Origin of the sequence: Oribacterium sp. HCP3S3_B9 (assembly GCF_052064255.1) — a bacterium.
In the GTDB taxonomy this organism is placed as follows: Bacteria; Bacillota; Clostridia; order Lachnospirales; family Lachnospiraceae; genus Oribacterium.
The window spans coordinates 180,125-200,355 of record NZ_JBQHVY010000003.1 but is presented as its reverse complement, the minus strand read 5'-3'; the positions used below and the strand labels follow the sequence as shown (position 1 = coordinate 200,355).

At 52.9% G+C, this 20,231-nt stretch carries 18 protein-coding genes and 1 pseudogene; 13 read left to right on the top strand and 6 right to left on the bottom strand.

Annotated elements, in window-relative coordinates; genetic code table 11:
- The 3 genes from ACTNC3_RS03630 to ACTNC3_RS03620 all read left to right on the top strand — a co-directional run.
- A partial coding sequence (locus ACTNC3_RS03630) for a PDDEXK nuclease domain-containing protein (RefSeq protein WP_441226484.1) occupies positions 1–567 on the top strand: 567 nt, incomplete at its 5' end.
- A 130-nt stretch (positions 568–697) separates the two neighbouring features.
- Positions 698–1,900: a type I restriction enzyme HsdR N-terminal domain-containing protein gene (locus ACTNC3_RS03625; RefSeq protein ID WP_441226483.1), complete on the top strand. Its 1,203-nt coding sequence runs from the start codon at positions 698–700 to the stop codon at positions 1,898–1,900.
- 160 nt (positions 1,901–2,060) lie between these two features.
- Entirely contained in the window at positions 2,061–2,369 is a 309-nt protein-coding gene (locus ACTNC3_RS03620; protein WP_410042806.1) for a type II toxin-antitoxin system RelB/DinJ family antitoxin, read from the top strand.
- Between the two features lie 442 nt (positions 2,370–2,811).
- Here ACTNC3_RS03620 and ACTNC3_RS03615 read toward each other — a convergent pair whose 3' ends face one another.
- Together ACTNC3_RS03615 and ACTNC3_RS03610 are read right to left on the bottom strand one after the other, a co-directional pair.
- Complete coding sequence (locus tag ACTNC3_RS03615; protein WP_410042805.1) at positions 2,812–3,303, bottom strand: DUF6935 domain-containing protein; 492 nt, start codon at positions 3,301–3,303, stop codon at positions 2,812–2,814.
- Between the two features lie 249 nt (positions 3,304–3,552).
- The gene (locus ACTNC3_RS03610; RefSeq protein ID WP_441226482.1) at positions 3,553–5,235 is read right to left on the bottom strand and encodes a glycoside hydrolase family 13 protein; all 1,683 of its coding nucleotides are present in this window, start codon (positions 5,233–5,235) and stop codon (positions 3,553–3,555) included.
- A 386-nt stretch (positions 5,236–5,621) separates the two neighbouring features.
- On the opposite strand from ACTNC3_RS03610, the gene ACTNC3_RS03605 reads away from it, so the two are divergent.
- From ACTNC3_RS03605 to ACTNC3_RS03595, 3 genes are all read left to right on the top strand, one after another.
- A complete protein-coding gene (locus tag ACTNC3_RS03605) occupies positions 5,622–6,752 on the top strand; it encodes a TRAP transporter substrate-binding protein (RefSeq protein ID WP_441226481.1) in 1,131 nt (376 codons plus the stop codon).
- A gap of 189 nt (positions 6,753–6,941) precedes the next feature.
- Positions 6,942–7,427 carry a TRAP transporter small permease gene (locus tag ACTNC3_RS03600; protein WP_441226480.1) on the top strand — a complete coding sequence of 162 codons (486 nt, stop codon included), beginning with the start codon at positions 6,942–6,944 and terminating at the stop codon, positions 7,425–7,427.
- Complete coding sequence (locus tag ACTNC3_RS03595) at positions 7,427–8,716, top strand: TRAP transporter large permease (protein WP_441226479.1); 1,290 nt, start codon at positions 7,427–7,429, stop codon at positions 8,714–8,716. Before ACTNC3_RS03600 ends, ACTNC3_RS03595 begins: the two co-directional genes overlap by 1 nt.
- A 188-nt stretch (positions 8,717–8,904) precedes the next feature.
- On the opposite strand, the gene ACTNC3_RS03590 is transcribed toward ACTNC3_RS03595, so the two are convergent.
- The 3 genes from ACTNC3_RS03590 to ACTNC3_RS03580 form a co-directional block, all read right to left on the bottom strand.
- Entirely contained in the window at positions 8,905–9,816 is a 912-nt protein-coding gene (locus ACTNC3_RS03590; RefSeq protein WP_410042800.1) for a hypothetical protein, read from the bottom strand.
- Positions 9,817–9,927: 111 nt separating this feature from the next.
- Positions 9,928–10,893, bottom strand: a complete 966-nt coding sequence (locus ACTNC3_RS03585; RefSeq protein ID WP_441226478.1) for a ketopantoate reductase family protein — start codon at positions 10,891–10,893, stop codon at positions 9,928–9,930.
- 159 nt (positions 10,894–11,052) lie between these two features.
- Positions 11,053–11,334 carry a DUF1294 domain-containing protein gene (locus ACTNC3_RS03580; RefSeq protein WP_441226477.1) on the bottom strand — a complete coding sequence of 94 codons (282 nt, stop codon included), beginning with the start codon at positions 11,332–11,334 and terminating at the stop codon, positions 11,053–11,055.
- A 611-nt stretch (positions 11,335–11,945) separates the two neighbouring features.
- On the opposite strand from ACTNC3_RS03580, the gene ACTNC3_RS03575 reads away from it, so the two are divergent.
- The 6 genes and pseudogenes from ACTNC3_RS03575 to ACTNC3_RS03550 all read left to right on the top strand — a co-directional run bounded on the left by ACTNC3_RS03575 (position 11,946) and on the right by ACTNC3_RS03550 (position 17,004).
- A complete protein-coding gene (locus tag ACTNC3_RS03575) occupies positions 11,946–13,415 on the top strand; it encodes an aminotransferase class I/II-fold pyridoxal phosphate-dependent enzyme (RefSeq protein ID WP_441226476.1) in 1,470 nt (489 codons plus the stop codon).
- 25 nt (positions 13,416–13,440) lie between these two features.
- Positions 13,441–13,935 (top strand): annotated as a pseudogene (locus tag ACTNC3_RS03570) (spermidine synthase); the annotation flags it as partial.
- Between the two features lie 190 nt (positions 13,936–14,125).
- Positions 14,126–14,479, top strand: a complete 354-nt coding sequence (locus tag ACTNC3_RS03565; RefSeq protein ID WP_410042797.1) for a cupin domain-containing protein — start codon at positions 14,126–14,128, stop codon at positions 14,477–14,479.
- A 99-nt stretch (positions 14,480–14,578) separates the two neighbouring features.
- Complete coding sequence (locus ACTNC3_RS03560; RefSeq protein ID WP_441226475.1) at positions 14,579–15,670, top strand: alpha/beta hydrolase; 1,092 nt, start codon at positions 14,579–14,581, stop codon at positions 15,668–15,670.
- Positions 15,663–16,163 carry a GNAT family N-acetyltransferase gene (locus ACTNC3_RS03555; protein WP_441226474.1) on the top strand — a complete coding sequence of 167 codons (501 nt, stop codon included), beginning with the start codon at positions 15,663–15,665 and terminating at the stop codon, positions 16,161–16,163. The genes ACTNC3_RS03560 and ACTNC3_RS03555 overlap by 8 nt, the downstream gene beginning before the upstream one ends.
- Positions 16,164–16,338: 175 nt before the next feature.
- On the top strand, positions 16,339–17,004 hold the full coding sequence (locus ACTNC3_RS03550) for a hypothetical protein (RefSeq protein ID WP_441226473.1): 666 nt from the start codon (positions 16,339–16,341) through the stop codon (positions 17,002–17,004).
- Positions 17,005–17,214: 210 nt separating this feature from the next.
- Here the strand turns inward: ACTNC3_RS03550 and ACTNC3_RS03545 are convergent, their stop codons facing one another.
- Positions 17,215–18,681, bottom strand: coding sequence for a bifunctional metallophosphatase/5'-nucleotidase (locus ACTNC3_RS03545; RefSeq protein WP_410042792.1), 1,467 nt, complete (start codon positions 18,679–18,681; stop codon positions 17,215–17,217).
- Between the two features lie 292 nt (positions 18,682–18,973).
- On the opposite strand from ACTNC3_RS03545, the gene ACTNC3_RS03540 reads away from it, so the two are divergent.
- Positions 18,974–20,230: an exonuclease SbcCD subunit D gene (locus tag ACTNC3_RS03540; RefSeq protein WP_441226472.1), complete on the top strand. Its 1,257-nt coding sequence runs from the start codon at positions 18,974–18,976 to the stop codon at positions 20,228–20,230.
- The last annotated feature ends 1 nt before the right edge of the window (position 20,231 follow it).

Sequence of the window (20,231 nt, the reverse complement as noted above, 5' to 3'; positions counted from 1 at the left end):
AGCATCATTATAAAGGAGTGGACCACTAAGATAGAGCTCGTGCCGACCGTTCAGAAACGGAATGCGGCCGTTTTGCTTCGCAAACCCGGCCGATTAGCTCCGCAATATGCACGTGAACGGTATGATGAAAAGGAACTAAAGGATGCGCTTATAGAGAAAGTTAATAATTTCCTTATGGAATTAGGTACTGGCTTTGCTTATATGGGTAGGGAAGTGAGAATTGAGGTAGGAGATACTGAAAAATTCATAGATATGTTATTTTACAATACTCAAAGGCATTGCTATGTTGTTGTAGAAATAAAAACAGGAAAATTTGATTCTTCTTATGCAGGTCAATTGGGAACTTATGTTGTGGCTATCAATCATCAGATGAAAACAGAAGCTGATAATCCTACTTTGGGACTTCTGATTTGTAAAGATATGGATAAAGTAGAAGCTCAGTATGCATTAGAGTCTACTAGCCAGCCACTTGGTATTTCTAGCTATGAATTATCAAAACTTATACCAGAAGAGTTCAGAGGTAGTATGCCTACCATTGAAGAAATTGAGGCTGAATTAAATGAATAACTTCTAGTTTGTTGTACAGTTGGGCAGCGATGAAACTTAGGAGTTGTGGGGGTAAGTTAAATAAGAAAGTGCTTCATATGGGGCGGCTAGGTATCGCCTTACATCAACAGAGTATTCCGGAGGAAAAGACATGGAAGCAGCCTTTTCGGGGAAACTGCCCCCGATATATAAGCGTAATGGTAGAGAATGCTATTTGGATCCTATCCGAAAAAAACTGATTTATATTACGCCGGAAGAAACGGTAAGGCAGAGCGTGATCCTGTATTTGACGGATACGCTGCATGTTCCGATACAGGAAATCATTTCGGAGCAGCACTTATCGCACTATGGCATCACAAGCAAAAAGAGGGCGGATATCGTCATTCATGCGCTGGATGCAGATCAGCAGTCGGTACCGATCGCAGTGATTGAGTGCAAGGCACCCAACGTGTATCTGGACATGAAGGCGAAGGAGCAGATGTTTGAATACTGTGATCTGATGGGTGCTACGTATGCCATGCTTACAAATGGAATTGATCAGTACTGCTTCAGATATGATGCGGAAAAGGATGATTACATAAGCCTGACGACATTACCGGATTATAAGGGGATGCTGTCGGATCAATATGAAGAATGGGATCTCGGAGAGCTTCCACCACGAATCCCATTCGACCGGCTGGAATCCTACCTGAAGAAAGATTTTTCTGATAGAGAAGACGATGATTACGGGGATGGTATCAGCAAATTAACGCCACTAAGTCTCGCCGTTCCGATATTTAATCTGTGGGAAGGTCTGCTGGATACACGCGTCAAGATGCCGACCGGAAAATATGGCCTGTTTGAATTGATTGAAGATTACGGCGTACGAATGTTATCGTATGGCAATGCAGCTGGCGGTAAGTTCTTTGGCCCTTACCGATCGTTTCTCGTGAAGGTCAATGAGAATACAGAATTCTTCTCCATCGGCGTTACAACATATTGTAAAAGCACGAGTCCGGATAAGGTAAAAACCTGCATCGTGGTTGCTCATGATGATGAAAAAGAGGCACATCATGCGTTACAGTTAGTTGTCGAGGATAATGTGGCCATCACTGGTGATAAAGTGAGTTTTTATCATAGTGGGAAAATTGCGGTCGGAAGACAGGGCAGTGGTAAAATTGATGAACTCAGGATGTTTGTCGAAGATCGGTATCCGCGAATCATCAGTGGAAAACGATTCTTTCTCGGCAGTATCGTACATGATCGGCTATGGCGTCTGGATGATCCAGATGTCATTGGGCTTATAGAGAATTTGATTTCATATTCAATCGTTCGTGATGAATATAGAGAATATGTGAAGGCGAAGCGTCATTAAATCAGGTGGCTTAATGACCGAAAGATAGGAAGTTTTTTGACAGTTGGCTCCCATAGCGGTCAGCGATTGTCCACTACGGGTCAAATATTGATTTTGCATTGCTTTTGTCTGTACAAATGTATATGATATAGTTAGAAAAAACTCGAAAGGAGTGTTTACTATGGCAACAAAATCAGCAAATTTATACGCACGCATTGAGCCTGATGTAAAAGAACAGGCAGAAGGAATCTTAGCAGCATTAGGAATTCCTGCATCCAATGCAATAAATATGTTTTACAAACAAATTATTCTTCAAAGAGGACTTCCTTTTGAAGTGAAAATGCCATCCGCTCGTCCTGTAGATGTTAGTGCATTATCAGAAGCACAGATGAATACAGAACTTGAGAAAGGATATGCGGATATGCAGGCAGGTCGTACTAGATCAGCAAAATCTGTTTTTGCTGATATTCGCAAAGATTATGATTTATGATATCGTGATTTCAGATCAGGCCGAGACAGACCTTCGTGAAATCTTCGAATACATTGCTTTTGAACTGCAGGCACAGATGGCAGAATTGTTTCAATCATCTCGAACCAATATCGTGGAACATATACGAAATATCTATGAAGAAGGCGAGTTAGATGAAGATTTAACCTGTCGGAATTTCCGACAGGTTCGAACAGTATAATGAAAAAGAACAGATTTTGGAAGGGGTTTCAGCACACATGATAGAATCTGCCTATGGCGGATTAATGAATTGATTGCATGGGTAGAAGAAGCTACGGCACTTTTGCGACCATCAACTTACTCCTCATCGGAGCAGGTTGATGGTCGTTTGCTTTTGCATTTTCTGCGCCTGAAGATCCCAAGGATCAGAATGATACTTTGACGGATACCAGGAGTGGTTGATTCAAATGCTGTACTCACTCATTTATGCCCACGCATCCTCCGCCTTCGGGATCCGGATGCCGGTCAGCAGCTGCTGCTCCCACAGGAACCACTCGCCGGTCGACGGCTTGTTCCGGAGTTTTAGCGGTCTCGGGCTGTCGGCACCACTGCAGGCCACATAGAGCGTAAGATAGCCATCCTCGCTCCGGCTGTTTGCATTCTCCGATACCGAAACACGATACGGAAGTGCCGGCGTGTAGTTATTCTCTGGTGTCGAACCGACAAAATAGGATCGCATCAGATAGGTCTTTCCGCGGAAACGATCCTTGATAAACTGCTTATCCATACCATTTAATGGTCGCGGTCCGCGCAGAAAATCCAGCATCTTTTCGGTCTCTGCCGGATTCTCAGGATAGAGGGCCAGCACAGCGACCGTGAGTGCGGCTACTTCCTCCGGATTCTTCAGTGTTGCCTGCGGCATCGCCTTACATTCTCCCAGTGTCTTCGGAAGGCGGTCCATCGTAATCACGCTCATATCGTACCTCCTTTTCGTTATGTACGGGAACCTTCATCTCGTCCCATACTTACATATCTGCACGGATCATCACAAAAGAGTTTACCTTATAGCTATAGTTTACCATGGCAGGGCACGGATATTTTCTTTTATTTTTATATACGCATATTTTCGATAAAAAAGCGAAGCCAATGTTTCAGATTCGGCAACATTGGCTTCGCTCTTCTCTTTATCCTCGGAAAATGTCTTGTGATGGAATGTGTTTTCTGCTCAGCTATCCGAGGAAACATCCAGGATGACGGCCTGATAGCCTTCCAGCGTGATGGTATCGCCTTCGGTCTTCAGTTGAGGCAGGTTGTTCAGTGCGACCTTTCGAATCTTCGACGAGAGGGTCAGGGTCTGGGGCTCGGTTTTGTAGTTTCCGATGACGAGCAGGGTCTGTGCAGCGCTCGTCCGGTAGTAGGCCATGACGCGGTCCTGGTCCTCGAAGACTGGAACCAGATCACCGTAAACGACCGTCTCGGCATAGCGAGGGTCCTTCCGGAGCGCCAGCAGACGACGGTAGTACAGGTAAACGGAATCCGGGTCGTTTTTCTGACTGTCCAGGTTGATTCGCGTGTAATTACGGTTTACAGGCAGCCACGGGGTGCCATCCGTGAATCCAGCATTGGCCGAAGCGTCCCACTGGAATGGTGTCCGGGCGTTATCACGGCTCAGACGGTTGACGGCCTTCAGTGCGGCGTCCGGTGTCAGTCCGGCCTTCCGTGCGACCTGGTATTCATCGAGCGTTGAAATATCGTTTACCTCGCGGATCGACTGGAATTCTACATTTTCCATACCGATTTCCTGACCCTGATAGATAAATGGAAGGCCACGAAGCATGATATTCATGGTGGCCAGCAGCTTCTTCGCAGGGATACTGCATTCACCTTCTGGGATATAGCGGGACACGCCGCGCGGTTCATCGTGATTTTCGATGATATTGGACAGCATACCGATGTCACCGACCTTCTTCTGACTGGCGAAGCAGCAGCTTCGGTAGTCGTTTGGTGTGATCGGTGTCTGGTCGTACCAGCCGTTCCCACTGCCACCGAAGATGGTCTCGTTAAAATCAAACATCGAGGAGAAGTAGCCGTGGTCACCGATGAAATCCGGAAGCTCTTCCGGCTTCTCGTTGAAGACTTCACCGACGGTAAAGGCGCCGTGTGGAAGGAAGCAGCGGTCACGCATCTCACTCAGAAAGGCACCGATGCCGTCGGCGTGCTTCAGAACCTCGCCCGCACCGCACAGGCCATCCGCGCGGTCTGCTGGATAATCCTGCCACGGAAGCGGCTTCTTGATGTTGATGATCGCATCGATGCGGAAGCCGGCGAGCCCCTTAGCGAGCCACCAGTTGATCATCGTATAGATTTCCTCACGCAGCTTCGGGTTTTCCCAGTTGAGATCCGGCTGCTTCTTATGGAACATGTGCAGGTAACACTTGTCCGGATGCCCCGGAAGCGGTTCCCAGACACTGCCACCGAAGTAGGAGCGCCAGTTGCACGGCCGCTTTCCATCTGGACAGTCTTCGATGTAGAAGTACTTTCCGTATTCACCTTCCGGATCCTCGCAGGCTTTCCGGAACCACGCGTGCTCATCCGAGCAGTGGTTGACGACGAGATCCATCAGGATGTACATATCGCGTTTTTTCGCTTCCGCGATCAGCCGATCCATGTCCTCCATCGTTCCGAAGCGAGGGTCAATGTTGTAGTAATCTGAGATATCATAGCCCTGATCGGCGAGCGGAGAGCAGTAGATCGGTGAGAGCCAGAGGATGTCGATGCCGAGATCCTTCAGATAATCGAGCTTATCGATGATGCCCGGAAGATCGCCGATGCCGTCTCCGTTCGTATCACAGAAGCTTTTCGGATAGATCTGATAAGCTGTTTTCGTGTGCCACCATTGTTTCTCCATAGTAAGTACCTTCCCCTCGAAAAAATATATACTGTAGATTACATCAGTCGGACGCAAAAGAAAAGAATTTATGGGGGCAGACCCTCTTACGACGCTTTCATAATTTCGTAAGGATTTCTTAATGGGGTCAGACCCCCTTACGAAATTCTTAAGGCCGTCGATGAAACGAGAATATAAAAAGTGCTCAAAACAGAAGATGGAGTTTTGGATATTATTTTGTGCTTTGTAAAATGCACATAAAATAGTTGACCGGATAACCACAAAAATATGATGGGCAGCATGCTGGATAAGTTGACATTATTTGTATAAGTTGTATAATAACGATACTGGACGAAAGTGTGTGCTTTCGTCGAAACGAATTTTTTTCTATACCATAGGGAGGCATAATGAAAAAACGTATTTTATCACTCGTCGTAGCAGGCGCGATGGCCATGTCACTCGCAGCATGTGGAGGCAGCGGCACACCGGCAGCAACTCAGGCAGCAAGTCAGGCAGCAACTCAGGCAGCAAGTCAGGCAGCAGCTGAGTCAAAGGCGGAGGACAACAAGGGCGGCGCAGATCCGGCACAGGTTGAGCTGAACCTGATCATCGCATCGAACCAGACCTCTGAGGAGAACCCATACTCCATCGGTATGGACGCATTCAAGGATGCACTGGAGGAGGTTTCCGGTGGAAAGGCGACCGCAACCGTTCATAAGGGAACCCTCGGCGAGAACGAGAACGAGCTCGTAGAGAAGCTTTCCATGGGTGCAGCAGATCTCGTTGTTGCATCTCCGGGATTCATGACATCCATCGGTGTACCAGAGGTAGATTTCTTCTCCCTGTACTACATCTTCGACAGCTTCGATCACTGGGAGGCAGCACTTGACGGCGATTTCGGTGCCAAGATGCAGCAGACCATCCTCGACAAGACAAACAACGGCTTCCGTGTTATGAGCTACTGGACCTCTTCCGTACGTGATTACTATGGTAAGAAGGCCATCAAGACACCGGCAGACCTGAAGGGTATGACCATCCGTACACAGTCCTCACAGGTTCAGCAGGAGTTCTGGAAGCAGTGTGGCGCGGTTCCTACCTCTGTTGCATGGGGCGAGCTTTACCAGGCATTACAGCAGGGCGTTGTAGATTCCGCTGAGAACGATTACACATCCTTCATGCTAAAGGAGCACCACAAGACGCCAAACGGCCACTATATCTGTGAGACTCACCACGATTTCACCACCCGTCTTCTCCTCATGGATGGCAACCGCTACAACAAGCTGACCGATGAGCAGAAGGAGTGGGTAGACGCAGCCTGCAAGAAGGCAACCGAGGTTGAGCGTGAGACCGTTTACACGATGTTCAAGACTTCCAAGGAGAAGGTAATTGCGGACGGCGCAGAGGTTACTGCATTTGAGGATATGGATATCGATGCATTCAAGAAGATTGCAGAGCCGATCCAGGAGAAGTTCGCAAAGGACAACGGCATGGAAGAAGAGCTTGAGATGGTAAAGAAGGCAAATCCAGCCAACAAGTAATCATCCGGCATTCGGACATCTGTTTCGATCGAAGCTGAAATTGACAGCGGACATCGAAACAAAGATCAGAAACTGAAACAGATCTCAGACAGAGAAGCGGGCAAACCGTAACGAAGAGCAGATCATCGACGCTGCAGGGAACGGATTGCAGCTTCTCTGTTTTTATCACTACATACTTGGGGTTAAATGATGAAAAAAGCAATTAAAGGTCTGAAAAATCTACAGGTTATGGTCGCAGCTGTATTCCTTTTCATCTTCCTGATGACCGTCGTCATCCAGATGGCGACGAGATTTATGGGAATCGCTGCAACATGGACCGAGGATGTATCGATGTATTCGTTCATCTGGGCAGTATTTATGGGTGGAGCTGCGATGGTTGATGACAAGCGTCACTTCGCATTCACCTCTTTCTATGACAAGTTGAAGAATGAGAAGGCGAAGAGCGTACTTCAGATCGTCATCGACATCGTCATGCTGATTTTCGCTGTGCTGATGCTTGTGTATGGCATTCAGATCACGAAGCAGTTCTGGAACTATACCTGGACGAACATCCCGAGCTTCAAGAGAGGCCCGACCTGGATGTGTCTTCCGATCTGCGGCGGTACCGCCAGCATCTATCTGGTTTATCAGATCTATGAAGAGATTATGAAGCTTGTTCACGGAGGTAAGGCATAATGGGCGCTCTACTGGTTATTTTATTTATCGTATTTGTTGCCATCGGTGTGCCGATTTCCTTCGCACTGGGCGTCGTTTCCTTCACCGGTATCATGTCGATGCCGACGATCCCGAATACGGTTGTATTCACGAAGATGTTCAATGGTATGAACTCTTTCACCCTGCTCGCGGTTCCGCTCTTTATTCTCGCAGCGAACCTCATGAACGAGGGTGATATCACGGACCGTCTGGTTGCCTGCAGTAACGCGCTGGTCGGCCGTTTCCGTGGTGGACTCGCATACTCGAACGTTCTCGTGTCCATGGTGTTCGGTGGTATCTCCGGTTCTTCACAGGCAGATACCGCAGGTATCGGTTCCATCCTGATCCCGGCCATGATCGACACCGGTTATGATGAGGGAACGGCTGTCGGTGTCACCGCAGCATCCTCTACACTCGGGTCGATCATCCCTCCGAGTATCACCATGGTTGTGTACGCGGGTATTGCAAACTGCTCGACGAGTGCCCTCTTCATGTCGGGTCTCTTTCCTGGCATCCTCCTCGGACTGTCTCAGATGGCCGTCGTTAAGATGTATTCCAAGAAGAAGAACTTCCCGAAGATGGACCCGGTTCCTGCAAAGGATGTGGCGAAGCTCGTACTGGATTCTCTTCCGGCACTGCTTTCCCCGGTTATCCTGATCGGTGGTATCGTCACTGGTTTCTTCACGCCGACCGAGGCATCCGCTGTATGCTGCGTATATGCACTTCTGATCGGCCTGTTCTTCTACCGTTCACTGAAGTTCAACATGCTTCCGAAGATCCTGATCGAGACCATGAAGCTGTCCTCCCTTTCCCTGTTTGCACTTGCAACCGCGAACGCACTAGGTGAGCTCCTCAGCTACTATCAGCTGAACATGATCGTACAGTCCTTCTTCGTCTCCATCCCGGGTGGAAGAACCGTATTCCTGATCGTCGTTGTGCTGTTCTTCCTCTTCATCGGAACCTTCATGGATGCGGTACCGGCGATGATCCTGTTCTGCCCGATCATCCTTCCGTCCGCAGCAGCACTCAATATCAGCCCGATCATCCTCGGACTGATCATCATCGTAACCCTGGCCCTCGGCCTCGTTACACCACCGTACGGCCTCTGCCTCCTCATCGCATCGAGTATCGCGAAGATCTCGATCGAGGATGCCTTCAAGGGAACACTACCGTACTTCCTGTCTTCCCTTGCGGTACTTGCGGTTATGATTCTGTTCCCGGACATCTGGCTTCAGATTCCAGCCTTCCTGTTCCCGGCACTGTTTGCATAAGGATACCATGAAGCGTATGTTTATCATGCGCATAACGAAAAAGCTCCCGCGAGGGAGCTTTTTTGATGTCTGCAGTTATAAGGGCAGCTCCCCTTACGGCGACTTCAACGTTTTTTAAGAATTTCGTAATGGGGTCTGACCCCCTTACGAAATTCTTAAGGTGAGGATGGCGCCACGCAGGCAGTGGATCAGAAGAGATCCAGCATGTTGTCGAGGTAGAGTGCCTCGCGCACGTGAATCTGGTATTCCGGGCGGGTCAGGTAGTAGAGCAGGAACTCGAGGATCAGCGCACTGCCGAGGCCCCGCCCCTCGATCTTAAACTGCGAGAAGCCCATCGGAAGATAGACGTTCCGGATATCGTCCAGGCTGATAAAGCCTGGATTCTCCATCGCCTTCGAAAAGCGATAGCCTTCGGCTGCATGCGGGGCAGCGCAGTGATGCTCCGGACCGGGTATCCCGAGGGCGATGCGGCTGACTGCTTCATAGCAGGCCTTTCGGTCCCGACAGCCGAACCAGCAATACTCGTTGCAGAGAAATTCGACCTTGTTCTTCGCTGCCTGTGGCAGTGCACGAAGAGATGGCCATACCTTATTCAGGCGGAAATCCGGCACGACGAAACGAAATTCTGGCCGCGTGAGCTCATGACGAAGCTCTGTGAAATCCGTCAGTACCTTCGTGGTCGAGGAGACGAGATAGAGCTTCGGATAGTGCGTCCGAAGATAATCGATCAGCAGATCGGAGGACACGATCACGCCGTTCGCCGGCGCTGCTCCTTCCGAAAACAGACGGCACAGCGCATTGCAGGCCGGATCGTGCAGATGCTCCGGCTGCAGCAGGGAATTACTGAAGGTGAGGCGGGCAGAGATGCCGTAGTCCCGCATGAGTGTCAGCACATTCTCCGGGGCGGCTGTGCCATCACTGATGCGTCCACCGCTCCAGATCGCGTCGCGCGGTGCGCCATAGATCGAGCCGATCTCGCACCAATCATAGAAGTACGCCCGATGTGCACGGTACAGCGGGAGAAAACGGGCATAGAGCTCATAATATTCGAACAGGCCAGGCAGATGAAACCAGGCTTTTGTGGTGTTTTCGACAGGCATGATACCTCCTTCTATCCGTCAGATGATGTCGACGCATAAAAACTTTACAGCTTCGCACACATAAAGACGGCCCGCCGTTTTAACGGCAGGCTGTTTCGTGATAGGATCTTTTTACTTCGCCCAGCAGCTTTTATCGGTCTTTCCCTCATAATCGAAGAGGCCGTCGTTCTTTTCCTCGCGTGCCTTGATCAGGTGGTAAATGCAGGTGTTAAACGGCGTCGGAATGCCGCATTCCTCGCCCATCCGCATCAGCGTCCCGGAAAACATATCGATTTCCGTATGCCGTCCAGCATCGAGATCCTGCAGAGTTGAGTAGCGCGCGGCCGGCGACACCAGACAGCCCTTGCTGTCCAGCATAGCGAGCTTCTCCATGTCGACACCCCTCGCTTCTGCGATCTGTTCCACCTCGTGGCGGAGTCCATCGCTGATGGCTTTCATGTGCGCACTGTCCCGGTAGCAGCCCACGCCGACGCCGAGGATGGCCTGTGGCAGGTTGTTGCATACATTGAGCCGGAACTTGTTCCAGATCTCCTCGCGGATGCAGTCCGTGTGCCGCGTATGCAGGCGGGACCTTCCGAAGACATCCTCCATCGCGCGGATCCGTGCACTCTCGTAAGGAGCATTGGCCTCCCCATAGATGATCCCGACGGTCGTCTCCGGGTCGAAGCAGCAGCCCCGGCCCTCCTGGCGGGAGGACGCCACCTTGATCATCGAGTAGATCATGTGCTCCGCACCGATGGCAGAGGCGATGATGTCCTCACTGTCGACCCCGTTCATGAGGCTCATGACCGTCGTGTGTTCGCCGACGACCGCCCGGATCTCGGGCAATGCTTCCTTCAGGGCACCATACTTGAGGGCGACGATCAGCAGGTCGACTCCGTGTGCCTCGGCAGACGACAGGACCTCCGGATGGTATACATCCCCGTTGATGAGACAGCCGTCGTTCTTTAAGCGCTCCGCACGCGCGCCCTCAGCGACGAGGCTGAAGCGAAGATCAGGGCAGCCTGAAAATCCATAAATCACATAGGAGCCGACGGCACCAGCCCCAAGTAACGCAACTGACTTTATCTTTTCCATTTTCTCTCCAGTCATATCATGATTCGTCCACACATCGCTGGACATTCTAAAAAGCAGCACGATCAACGGTTGCGATGTTTCTGCCATAGCGGGACTTTACTACATAGTACAACAAAATTTCTTCATATGTCATTCCATCTGGTTCTCGCATCCACAGCACTACACTATAACGAAGCGATAGCCGAGTAGCGCCATCCACGCGATCGTGGCGAGCGGGACCAGGATACGGAACTTCCACTTCCGCGTTTTATGATGAAACATCCGCATGCCGAGCAGGGCACCCGGTGCGCCACCGACGAGCGCCGCCAGAATCAGCGTCTGCTCCGGAATCCGCCACCGATGGTGGATCGCCCTATACTTGTCGAGCCCATACAGCAGAAAGGCGATGACGCTCATAAAGATGACCCAGAGCGCGATGCTTTGATCTACATACTGATTCATAATCGGTTCCTCATACTTGAAATGTTACAGGGATAGAATAACACATAAAAATAATTGACAGTAAATTTTATTCTGTTTATAATCAACTCGATTTGAAAGACGAATCGTGTTTGTAAGAGTTTTTCAAAGCAATTTACCTACGGACCGCTCCACTGGGGCTAAGGCCATACGGACAGCCGGGTCCACTGCCGATCGGTAACTTCGGTTACCTTATTGATTGAGTTAGAAGCTCAGATTTTATAAGTTGGTTCCTTTACAACCATGAAATTGCACGTTAAACGCGCAGACTTGTGAATTGGTCAATAAAGAGTAGTAAAAGTAAGATTGCTATATAGACTCTCGACACGCTCAGTTTTTTGAAACGACAGATGAACACCCGGTTTCGGACTCCGAGGAGGGCGTTTCCTGTCCCTACATAAGCTGATTTCAGGCAAGTTTGCGTATATGCAGACTTGCCTTTTTTATTTCTGCTTCGCAGCAGCGGATGATGAGCGCATTGTGAGCATGCATGCTTAGCTGCGCACTCGAGTTGCCTGCGAAACAGAATTCGAACGAGAAGCAATGCGTGAGTAGCGTGCATGTCATGGTGGTGCCACGAACGGAGGTAATACATGAATGGAAATGCGAAACGCACGCGCCTGGATCAGCGGCGTGCACCGATCCACGAGGCGCTGGAGAACTTCCGGCGCATGCGTGTGGTCCCTTTTGATGTGCCGGGGCACAAGCGTGGCCGCGGCAACCCGGAGCTGACGGCGTTCCTGGGGCAGCAGTGCGTCGGCGTCGACGTCAACAGCATGAAGCCCCTCGATAATCTCTGCCATCCGGTGTCGGTGATTCGGGAAGCAGAGGAGCTGGCGGCCGATGCCTTCGGCGCAGCCCACGCCTTCCTGATGGTCGGCGGTACGACGAGCTCCGTACAGAGCATGGTGCTGACCGCCTGCAAGCGCGGCGATGAGATCATCCTGCCGCGAAACGTACACCGCAGCGTCCTGAACGCGCTGGTGCTCTGCGGTGCCGTGCCGGTCTATGTGAATCCGGAGGTGGACACCCGCCTCGGTATCAGTCTCGGTATGAAGCGTGAGCAGGTGGCGAAGGCCATCGCCGAGCATCCGAAGGCAGTCGCGGTGCTGGTAAACAACCCGACCTACTATGGCATTTGCAGTGACCTCCGCGCCATCGTGCGCATGGCCCATGATGCCGGCATGCTCTGCCTCGCGGATGAGGCCCATGGCACCCACTTCTATTTCGGTGGCGGTCTTCCGGTGTCCGCGATGGCAGCCGGCGCCGACATGGCCTCGGTTTCGATGCATAAGAGCGGCGGCAGCCTCACCCAGTCGAGTCTCCTCCTGACGGGACCGAATGTCAATGAAGGCTACGTGCGTCAGATCATCAACCTCACACAGACGACTTCGGGCAGCTATCTCCTCATGTCGAGCCTCGACATCTCCCGCCGGAACCTCGCCCTGCGCGGCCGGCAGGTCTTCCATCAGGTGGCGGATATGGCCGAGTACGCCCGTGAGGAGATCAATGCCGTCGGCGGCTACTATGCCTTCGGCAAGGAGCTCTGCAACGGAGATTCCATCTTCGATTTCGATACCACGAAGCTCAGTGTCCATACGCTGGACATCGGACTCGCGGGCATCGAGGTCTATGACATCCTGCGGGATGAATACGATATTCAGATCGAGTTCGGTGACATCGGCAACATCCTCGCCTACCTCTCCATCGGCGATCGCATCCAGGAGATCGAGCGTCTCGTGAGCGCGTTGTCCGAAATCAAGCGACGATATCATACGAACGGCGAGGGCCTGCTCAGCCAGGAGTACATCGATCCGGAGGTGGCCGCGAGTCCGCAGGAGGCGTTCTACGCACCGAAGAAGAGCCTGCCGCTGCGTGAAACTGTAGGCAAGGTCTGCAGTGAGTTCGTCATGTGTTACCCGCCAGGCATTCCGATCCTGGCACCAGGCGAGCGGATCACCGCGGAGATCCTCGATTATATCGAGTACGCGAAGGCGAAGGGCTGCAGCATGACGGGACCGGAGGATGCGGAGATTCTGCACCTGAACGTCATCGCCGAGTAAGCATCGTCGGAAGGAGGAAAGACAAATGGAAATGTGGTTTTCAGAGTTTCATACACCGGATGTGAAGCACAGCATCCGTGTGAACCGTCAGCTCTACTCGAAGCAGAGCGACTACCAGCGCATCGACATCTTCGAAACACCGGAGTTCGGTCGTGTGCTGACCCTCGACGGCAACGTCATGCTGACCGAGCGTGACGAGTTCATCTACGATGAGATGATCACCCATGTACCGATGGCCGTCCACCGGAACGCGAAGGACATCCTCGTCATCGGTGCCGGTGACGGCGGCGTCGTGCGGGAGCTCACCCGCTATGACCGCGTCGAGTGCATCGACCTCGTCGAGATGGACCCGCAGGTCATCGAGGCCTGCCGTGCGTATCTTCCGGGCAATGCCTGCCGTATGGACGATCGTCGCGTGCACATCTACTATGAGAACGCACTCAAGTTCATTCGTCAGTGCGAGGCCGAGTATGATCTTATCATCGTGGATTCATCCGATCCGTTCGGGCCGCACCGAGGAGATCGTTCACTTCGGCTACCGGGACTTCAAGTACCGGCTGGGCCGGATGTGACGGAAAAAATACATCAGCCGGTGAGCGGATTTTCTGCTCACCGGCTGATATATCTTGTAAAGCGGTTCACCTGGCGCTAAAATAGAGGCATCACAGGCGGTCGTCTGCGACCGCGACACAGAAAAGGGAGAACCACAGATGTTACATCATGAGCACAAGAATGAACGTTGGGTATTTTATAAGGATATCGTCACAGAGTCCGGTGGGGAGGGCGTCACGAAGCGTGTCCTTGCGTACTCCGATGACGTGATGGTCGTCGAGAATACCTTCGATGAGGGTGCCATCGGCAAGCTCCATCATCACCCGCACACCCAGATCACCTATATCAAGTCCGGTAAGTTCGAGTTCACGATCGACGGGGAGAAACACATCGTCACCGAGGGCGATACCCTTCTGAAGACCGACGGTGTCGAGCACGGCTGTGTCTGCCTCGAAGCCGGACAGCTCATCGACATCTTCACACCATACCGCGAGGATTTCGTGAAGGACTGAGTACGACACGCACTGCCGGGCGACTGCATTGAACGACCATATCACGGGGATGCTCGAAACGTCGAGGCCCCGTGATTTTTTCGATAGATGGAGGCAAGTATGATTTACACAGGTATATACGATGCAAAACTGATCTACGAGGAAGCCCAGGAGGCTACGCTTTCCGCCGGTCGGCTCCCGCTGAACGTCGCCGCGCAGGCGCAGGCCATCCAGGGTGGTTTTTCAGATGCCCTCACCGCAGCGCGTGCCCATGGCTCTTCCGGGGCCAATGCTGAGAAATTCGCTGATCCGCTCAGTGGGTGCGCAAATCGGGCGATGCAGACAGGCGTATCGATTCCGGGCTATCCGCATCCGGTACATACTGGAAAGCAGTGTGGCACGGTGATCGTGATTCCGGGTGGCGGCTACCGCTTTCTCAGCCACCGGGAGTGGGAACCAATCGCCCATGCCTTTAACGCCTATGGCTTTCGTGCACTTGTCTTCAACTATGACTGTGCGAGCGAAATCCTCGGCTTACGCCCGCTGAAACAGGTCGCCTGGGCCATCGGAAAGACGCGGGAGCTCTTCCCGGAGGAGCCGGTTTATCTATGCGGCTTCAGCGCCGGCGCACATGTTGCTGCCTCTGTCGGCATTCACTTCGATGATACGGACTGGAACGGCGATCCGATTTTCACCGAGGTACTGGAGGCGCTGCATCAGACCTCGGCCGATCCTGCGCAGCTCTTCCGTCCGGATGGACTGATACTCTGCTATCCGGTCATCAGTTCTGGAGCGTTCTGTCATCCCGGAAGCTTCGAGCGTCTGCTAGGAAAACGAGAGGACTTCATCGCGAAGTACGGTGAGGATACGGATTACGAACGCGCACGCCGCTGGTTCTCGCTCGAGACCCAGGTGCACGCATCGACTCCGCGGACCTTCGTATGGCAGACCGTCGAGGACGATTCCGTGCCGGTACAGAACTCGCTGCTCCTCGTGAACGCACTCGTCGAGCACGGCATCCCGGTGGAGTACCACCTCTATCCGAAGGGTGTGCATGGCCTCAGTCTCTCGACCGAGGAGGTCGTCGAACCGACGAAGCATCGCGAGATCGATCTCCACATCGCCGACTGGTTCGAACGCGCCATCGACTGGCTACTGTACAGTGAAGATAGTATAAGCTCAACAAACCTGGAGTGTGGAAAAAATGAGTGAAGAGTTTAACATCCGACATGCGCGTATAGTGGATATCAATGCGATCACCGCAGTGGAAGCTGCGTGCTTCCCGGCAACGGAGGCCGCGACGCGGGAGGAGTTTGAAGGGCGCATCCAGTATTATGGTGATCATTTCTGGCTGCTGTACGAGGGGGATCAGCTGATTTCCTTCGTGGATGGTTTCGTGACGGATGAAGCAGATCTCACGGATGAGATGTATGAGCGTGCGGAGATGCACGACGAACATGGTGCATGGCAGATGATTTTCGGCGTAAATACTCTGCCGGCGTACCGGAATCGGGGTTACGCCGGACGACTGCTCCGCCGCGCCATCGAGGACGCCCGGCAGCAGGGGCGAAAAGGCCTTGTCCTGACCTGTAAGGACCGCCTGGTGCACTACTACGCGTGCTTCGGCTTCGTGGATGAGGGCATCAGCGACTCTACACATGGAAACGTCGAGTGGCACCAGATGCGGCTGACCTTCGGCGATTAATTTCCTCTGATGGACCGATGGTAAGCAAGAGGCGCTGTGGTATAATAAATATATCTGTACTACTTCAAATGAAATTTCAAACCGGATTGAAAGGAACGTCCTTATCATGAAGAAAATGGCTTTATCATGATGAGTTTTGATTCTTATTGCAGACGATAAAGAGGGGGAAACCGCGATGGCAGATGAGCTGAAGAATACGACGACAGGTGCCGGCACCGTACCTGCAGGAACGCAGAAGCGGGCACCGCGAAACGATGTGAATGGCGTGCCGAGAACAGAGCGCTTGCGCCGCCCGGCCGATCCGAATGAGCTGCTGACCCATAACCAGCCACCGCGTCGTGCCATCCAAAACCGTCCGGCCGATCCGGAGCGGATGGGTGTACCGCTGCAGGCGGTGAAAAAGGAAGATGCATCGAGCTACACCGGTGGACTCGCAGCAGAGGAAGCCGCCGCGAAGCAGGCGAAGTCCCGCCGCAACAGCGACAGCTTCATGCCGGGTGCCGGCTATGAGGGACCGACCAATGCAGAGCTGATGATCGAAATCCGGCGGAACCGCTACATCATGATTACAGTGCTCGTACTGGTGCTGATCATGCTCATCACCTTCTTCGGTTTCGGCATCTACATCTACCGCACCTTCCAGACCTACGAAACGCAGCTGCAGGATGCCTTTGAAACCATGGAAAAGATCGACGATATGGTCGGTAAGCTTCAGCGCACCTACCAGGCCTACAGCGGTCAGATCGACGATTTCTTCGATGTCGTCAGCGAACTGAAGGGCTATGTCGAGACCTTCAAGAGCCTCCTCGGCTCACTTCCGAAGATCCAGCTCCCGTTCTAAGAGAAAATCGGTCATATGTCAGCACCGGTAATGCTAAATATCAGAAGCATGGAGTGGGAACGAGATATGAATAGATAGGATGTATACTGAGGTGGGCAGTCAAGCAAGAGATGTCCACTAAAGGCTCCATTAAAAATCAGCCGGTGAGCAGAAAATCCGCTCACCGGCTGTTACTGTTCAGGCCGGAGGGGCGGCAGCGGGATGCGAGCATCACGCCTCCACGACGAGACGTCCCTCCACTTCGCGTGCGAGGTGCTGGTTCACGGTGATGTACTCCTCGACGACATCGCGGGCCGAGGTGGAGAGTACACTGGTCTTGCCGTTTTCCTCTGCCTCCTCGAGGGTGATGTCGAGAAACGGCTTCAGGTTCGTGTAGTGGTACTTCTGCATCGCGACGGTGTAGAGGCGGTCGGCGTGCAGCGGCTCACCGTCGAGCGTCAGCTCACGGAAGGCCTGGGCGCTGCGGGACCAGACGATGTGCATGCCATGCGAGAACTGGTAGAACTCCGTGTGCTCGCCGACGAAGGCATCCTCCCGGAGGATATGCCGGATCATGCGCTCGAGCTGCGTGCCGGTGACCTTCAGCATGAAGACTGCGTCGTCATACGGCAGACACTCGACGAGGTCGCCGTAGTGCACCACCGGACCGAGGACCTCGCTTCGGATCGCACCGGAGCCCATCAGCATGAGGTCGATCGCGAAGCTGTCGCGCAGGATATCCGCGATGAGGTTACCGAGCGAGGTTTCCTGATTGCGTTTCGGATGTGTCAGCTCATGTGCGAAACGGGTGACGATGCGATCGTACTTCTGAGAGGTGACATCCCGGTAGTGTCGGATAAAGTTCTCCACCTCACGGTCACGCGGGCAGTGGCTGTCGTCGATCGGGATGATCTGCCAGGTGAAGCTGTCGATGGCGTTCCGGTCGGTATCCACCATGATGTCGAAGCGGCCGATCTGATTCGTGCCCGTACCGGCCTGTACGACGTAGATGTCATTGACCTTCGCCGGCGCCTCCGGAAGTGTATGGCTGTGGCCGCCGATGATGATGTCCACGCCCCAGTCCGGGTCGAGCATCTCGGCGAGCTTCTTATCCTCCTCGAAGCCGATATGCGTGAGGAGCACGGTGAAGTCGATATCGATGGCATTGTACGCGTTACAGATGTTGCCGACCTCATGCGCGGCTTCCGCGATATCGACGAAGGAGCCGATCAGCTCGTCACTCTTCGTGGCAGCGAGGACCTCCTCGGTGATGATACCGATGAAAAGAATCTTCATGCCGTCGAGCTTCGCGATCCAGTATGGCCGGAACATGCGGCGACCGTTCGACTTGATGTGGAGATTTGCGTTGATGATCGGGAAGTCGGCGCACTTTTCGAGGAAAAGGAGATGCGCGAGACCGTAGTCGACCTCATGGTTTCCGATGGTTGCGACATCTGGTCCGACCAGGTTCATGATGCCGATCGTGGAGGTGCCCTTATACTCCGAATCGATGACACTGCCACGGAACATATCGCCCGCGACGGCATAGATCACATTCCGCTCCTCCCGGCGGACCTTGTTGACATAGCCGGAGAGTAGTGACACACCACCCACCAGCTTCTCGTCGATCTCCTCCTCGAGGAAATCACCATGCATATCGTTCGAATGCAGAATCGTCAGCTTCTTCAGGTTCTTCATAAAGCGCCTCCTTTCTTCAGCGGTAATGACAGATATATACTCATAGTATAACTTATAATCAATATTAAATATTTTTATTTTAATGAAATGAGTGGGCGGAAAATATAAAATGCAGGCGATTCTGTTCTGAAAATGAATGTTATTGAAAAATAAGGGCACAATATCCCTGAATTGTTAAAGTGGAAAATCATTCCTTGATATAAGAAAAATCATTTATAATAAAATACGTGTGAAAGCTTACCAGCTTAATGTCGGTGTGGCTGAAATAGGATAGTGTTCGAAAGGATTTACCATGAAATTCATCCATCTCGCGGATCTTCATATCGGGAAGCGCGTCAATGCATTTCCGATGCTGGAGGATCAGCGTTACATTCTGAAACAGATTCTCACGATCCTGCGCGAGGAGCGGCCGGACGGTGGCGTCATCCTCGCCGGCGATATCTACGATAAGGCGATTCCGAGCGCGGAGGCGGTCGAGCTCTTCGACGAGTTCCTCACCCAGCTCGCCGCGCTTAGGCTGCGCGTGTTCATCATCGCGGGCAACCACGACTCGCCGGAGCGCATCGCCTTCGGAAACCGTCTCATGGACCGCTCCGGCATCTACCTCTCACCGGTGTACGACGGCCACGTGAAGCGCATCACCTGCCCGGACAGAGCCGCGTCCGTCACGCTCTCCGCCGCCAATGCTGTCGACCTGAACGCCGGTACCCACTCCGTAGAATCAGCGTCGACCTCCGCAGCTGCATCCACCTGTCCACCGGTCGATGTCTATCTCCTGCCGTTCCTGAAGCCGGCCAATGTCCGTCGCTTCTACCCGGAGGAGACCATCGAGAGCTACACGGATGCCATGCGGGTCGCGATCGCGCACATGGACATCGATCCGACGCACCGGAACCTCCTCGTGACGCATCAATTCGTGACCGGTGCGAGCCGCTCCGACTCAGAGGACATCTCCGTCGGCGGCAGCGATAACGTCGACGCATCGGTGTTTGCACCGTTTGATTACGTGGCGCTCGGGCACCTGCACGGACCGCAGCAGATGGGAGAAGAAGGTGGTCCGCTCATTCGCTACGCCGGCACCCCGCTGAAATACAGCTTTTCGGAGGCTCGCCATCACAAGTCCGTGACGGTCGTCGAGATCGGGGAGAAGAAAGCAGACGGCGTGGTGGACGTCTGCATCAGCACACGGGAACTCCGGCCACTTCATGACATGCGGGAGATCCGTGGCAGTTATGAGGAGCTTACGCTGCGCGCGAACTACGAGGGCACGGCGACGGACGATTACATCCACGCGACGCTCACCGACGAGATCGAGATCCCGGACGCGGCGCGGCACCTGCAGGTGATCTACCCGAACCTGATGAAGCTTGACTATGACAACGCGCGGACGCGTGGGCAGGGCAGTGAGCGTCTGGAGCTCGAACAGCTCGAGGAGAAGTCACCGCTCGACCTGTTTTCAGAGCTCTTCGAGAAGCAGAACCATAAGGAGATGACCGAGGAGCAGGCACGTTACGTACAGGCGCAGATGGAGAAAATCTGGGAGGCATAGA